The 3,851-nt window shown below is 53.8% G+C and carries 4 protein-coding genes; all 4 read left to right on the top strand.

Features of this window, described 5'->3' with window-relative positions:
• A partial coding sequence (locus PKH29_12595; protein HNX15677.1) for a bifunctional ornithine acetyltransferase/N-acetylglutamate synthase occupies positions 1-591 on the top strand: 591 nt, incomplete at its 5' end.
• Positions 592-603: 12 nt separating this feature from the next.
• Positions 604-1,473, top strand: coding sequence for an acetylglutamate kinase (argB, locus tag PKH29_12590; GenBank protein ID HNX15676.1), 870 nt, complete (start codon positions 604-606; stop codon positions 1,471-1,473).
• A gap of 51 nt (positions 1,474-1,524) precedes the next feature.
• Positions 1,525-2,691 carry an acetylornithine/succinylornithine family transaminase gene (locus PKH29_12585; GenBank protein ID HNX15675.1) on the top strand — a complete coding sequence of 389 codons (1,167 nt, stop codon included), beginning with the start codon at positions 1,525-1,527 and terminating at the stop codon, positions 2,689-2,691.
• A 132-nt stretch (positions 2,692-2,823) separates the two neighbouring features.
• Entirely contained in the window at positions 2,824-3,810 is a 987-nt protein-coding gene (gene argF, locus PKH29_12580) for an ornithine carbamoyltransferase (protein ID HNX15674.1), read from the top strand.
• Positions 3,811-3,851: the final 41 nt, after the last annotated feature.

Raw genomic sequence — 3,851 nt, 5'->3', positions numbered from 1 at the left:
AGCGATATTCAGAGCACGTTCAACATGGTCAGCGTCGACGGCGACACCTCGACCGACGACATGGTCACGATTCTGGCGAACGGACTTGCGGGCAATCCGGAAATCACCGAAGCGGGCGCGGATTTTGAGATTTTTATGAAGGCGCTCAACACGGTCACGGTCTATTTGTGTAAACACATCGCAGGCGACGGCGAGGGCGCGACGAAATTAATCGAGTGCTCGGTCAAAGGTGCAAAAGACGAAAAGAACGCGAAGACGGCGGCAAAAGCGGTGATATGCTCCTCGCTGACCAAAGCGGCGATGTTCGGAGCGGACGCCAACTGGGGACGGGTACTTTGCGCGCTCGGATACAGCAAAGCCGATCTTGATGTGAACAGAGTGGAAGTCGCGTTTTGCTCCAAGGCCGGAAAAATCACGGTCTGCAATAACGGCGCGGGCGTGGATTTTTCGGAGGATGAAGCCAAAAAGATCCTGCTTGAAAACGAAGTCACCATCGACATCGATTTACACGACGGGCAGGGCGCGGCAACCGCGTGGGGCTGCGACCTTACCTACGATTACGTCAAAATCAACGGCGACTACCGGACTTGAGAGGTGAAGGAAATGGACATGACGGGTATTTCAAACGCCGAGCGGGCCAGCATTTTGGTGCACGCGCTGCCGTATATTCAAAATTACAACAATAAGATCATCGTGGTCAAATACGGCGGCAACGCGATGATCAACGAGGAACTCAAGGACTCGGTGATGCAGGACATCGTGCTGCTGTCGCTCATCGGCGTCAAGGTCGTGTTGGTGCACGGCGGCGGCCCCGAGATCACCGAAGTGCTCTCCAAGATGGGCAAAAAGAGCGAATTCGTCGACGGGCTTCGGGTCACCGACAAAGAGACCGTCGAGGTCGCGCAGATGGTGCTCGCGGGGAAAATCAACAAAAACCTCGTCAATCTGATCGAGAATAAAAACGGGCAGGCGATCGGGCTTTCGGGTATGGACGGACATATGATCGAGGCCGAGATGAAGGATGAACGCCTCGGCTACGTCGGCACGATTACGAACATCAACGTAAAGCCGATTCTCGACGTGCTCGAAAAGGGCTATATTCCGGTGATTTCGACGCTCGGGTGCGATAAAAAGGGCAACGTCTACAACATCAACGCCGACACCGCTGCCGCCAAAATCGCGGGCGCGCTCGAAGCTGAAAGTTTGATTTCGATGACCGACATCAGCGGCATTTTAAAAGATAAAGACGATCCGTCCACTTTAATTCATAAGATCACGCTCGACGAGGCCGAAGCGCTGGTCGCCGACGGCACGATCAACGGCGGGATGATCCCGAAAGTCGAGTGCTGCACCGACGCGATAAAGTGGGGCGTAAAAAAGGTGTTCATCATCGACGGGCGCATCCCGCATGCGATTTTGATCGAGACCTTGACCGATGAGGGCATCGGGACGATGTTTAAGGTGAAGTTTTAAGCAGACACCCTTAGCAGGGGCGTAGGATTATCGGGGAAGGATTTAGATTTTATGAACGATATTTTCAATTTGGAGCATCAATATTTGGCTAATACCTATGACCGGTATCCCATTCAGATCGTGAAGGGCAAGGGGTCGCTGGTTTGGGATCAAAACGGCAAGGAATATATCGACATGGGCGGCGGGATCGCGGTCAATTCGTTCGGGTTTTCCGACGATGCCTGGATTAAAGCAGTCACCGACCAGCTGAATGCGTTTCAGCACACCTCGAACCTGTATTATGCCGCGCCGTATGTGACGCTGGCACAAACCCTCTGCGAGCGCACAGGGATGAAAAAGGTGTTTTTCGGAAACTCGGGCGCGGAAGCCAACGAATGCGCCATCAAAGCCGCGCGAAAATATGCCGCCGAAAAAAAAGGCGCGAATTGTTATACGATCATCACGCTTAAAAACAGCTTTCACGGGCGTACGCTGACCACATTAGCGGCGACAGGGCAGGAGCATTTTCACGAGCTGTTTCAGCCGCTTACACCCGGATTTGTGCACGCCGAACCGAACGATTTGGCCGATATGGCGCAAAAAGTTGCCGAAAACAAAGTCGCAGCCATTATGATCGAAGTGATTCAGGGCGAGGGCGGAATCGTCGTGCTCGCGCCGGAATACGTCAAGAGCGTGGCGGAACTCGCGCAGAAAAACGATATTATAATGATTGTCGACGAGGTGCAGACCGGAAACGGGCGCACCGGGCAGTTATTCGGTTATATGAATTACGGCATCGAGCCGGATATCATCACGACCGCTAAGGGACTAGGCGGCGGGCTTCCGATCGGCGCGGCCATTTTGGGTGAGAAAGTCAAAGACGTTTTCACGCCGGGCAGCCACGGCTCGACCTTCGGAGGTAACCCCGTCTGCTGCGCGGGCGCGGTCAATATTTTAAACCGGATCGATGAAAAATTGTTAGCCGAAGTGCGCGACAAGTCCGCGTATATCTGCGCCGAACTCTCGGGCGCCAAGGGCATTGTCAGTGTGGACGGCATGGGGTTGATTTTAGGGCTTGTCACCGAAAAGGACGCAAAGACCGTGGTGAACGAATGTATTTCGCGCGGAGTTTTGCCGCTGACCGCGAAAAAGAAGGTGCGTCTGCTTCCGGCGTTGAATATCCCGATGACAATGCTGCAAAAAGCTGTTACAATTATCAAGGATGTTTGCGCGGAGTAAAGGGTTTGTCATCCTGAGCGAAGTCGAAGGATCTCGGCACTCAGAAGCCGATGGAGACGATACCCGAAAACCTCATGATACCGAGATTCCTCGGCTTGCGCTCGGAATGACAACCGTGAAGGAGTTTGCGATATGAACTTAAAGGGCAAAGATTTTTTGAAACTGCTGGACTTGTCGGCGGAAGAGATCGGCGGGCTGATTGCGCTGGCGGCGCAATTGAAAGCGCAGAAAAAAGCCGGCATCCCGCATAAGCTCTGCGAAGGGAAAAATATCGCGCTGATCTTTGAAAAGACCAGCACCCGCACGCGCTGCGCCTTTGAAGTCGCCGCGCGTGACCTCGGCATGGGCGTGACCTATCTCGACCCGACGGGTTCGCAGATCGGCAAAAAAGAGAGCATCGCCGATACCGCAAGGGTGCTTGCGGGTATGTTCGACGGCATAGAATACCGGGGTTTCGGGCAGGAGATTGTCGAGGAACTGGCGAAATACTCCGATGTGCCGGTCTGGAACGGGTTGACCAACGAATTCCATCCGACCCAGATTCTGGCCGATTTTCTGACGATGCAAGAACATTTCGGACATTTAAAAGGAATTCACCTTGTCTATATGGGCGACGCGCGTTATAATATGGGTAACTCGCTTTTGGTCGGCTGCGCCAAGATGGGGCTTGACTGCACCCTCTGCGCGCCTGCAAGCTACTTTCCCGACCCTGCGCTCATCAAAACCTGCGAAGAAATCGCCGAAAAAAGCGGCGCAACACTCAAGTTCGAGACCGATCCGATCAAGGCGACCAAGGGCGCGGATGTGCTTTACACCGATGTCTGGGTCTCGATGGGCGAGCCGGTTTCGGTCTGGCAGGAGCGCGTGAACGACCTCGCGCCTTATCAGGTCAACGAAAAGATCATGGCAAACGCGGGGGACAAGGCGATTTTTATGCACTGTCTGCCGGCCTACCATGACTTGAAAACCCAAATCGGCCGAGAAACGGGCGAGAAGTTTTCACGTGATTGCATGGAGGTCACCGACGCGGTATTCGAAGGGAAACAGTCGGTGGTGTTCGCCGAGGCCGAGAACCGTATGCATACGATCAAAGCCGTGATGGCGGCTACTTTAGGATAGCAATCAGACAAAAACGAAAAGGAAACAACATGGGAAAAAGA

The organism is Oscillospiraceae bacterium, from assembly GCA_035353335.1.
Lineage (GTDB): Bacteria > Bacillota > Clostridia > Oscillospirales > JAKOTC01 > DAOPZJ01.
Note: the sequence above shows the minus strand (reverse complement) of the source record. Positions and strands in the feature narration are given on the sequence as shown.

Coding starts and splice junctions, on each gene's coding strand:
- PKH29_12585 (HNX15675.1), top strand. CDS start 1,525: ATGAACGATATTTTCAATTTGGAGCATCAATATTTGGCTAATACCTAT.
- argF (HNX15674.1), top strand. CDS start 2,824: ATGAACTTAAAGGGCAAAGATTTTTTGAAACTGCTGGACTTGTCGGCG.
- argB (HNX15676.1), top strand. CDS start 604: ATGGACATGACGGGTATTTCAAACGCCGAGCGGGCCAGCATTTTGGTG.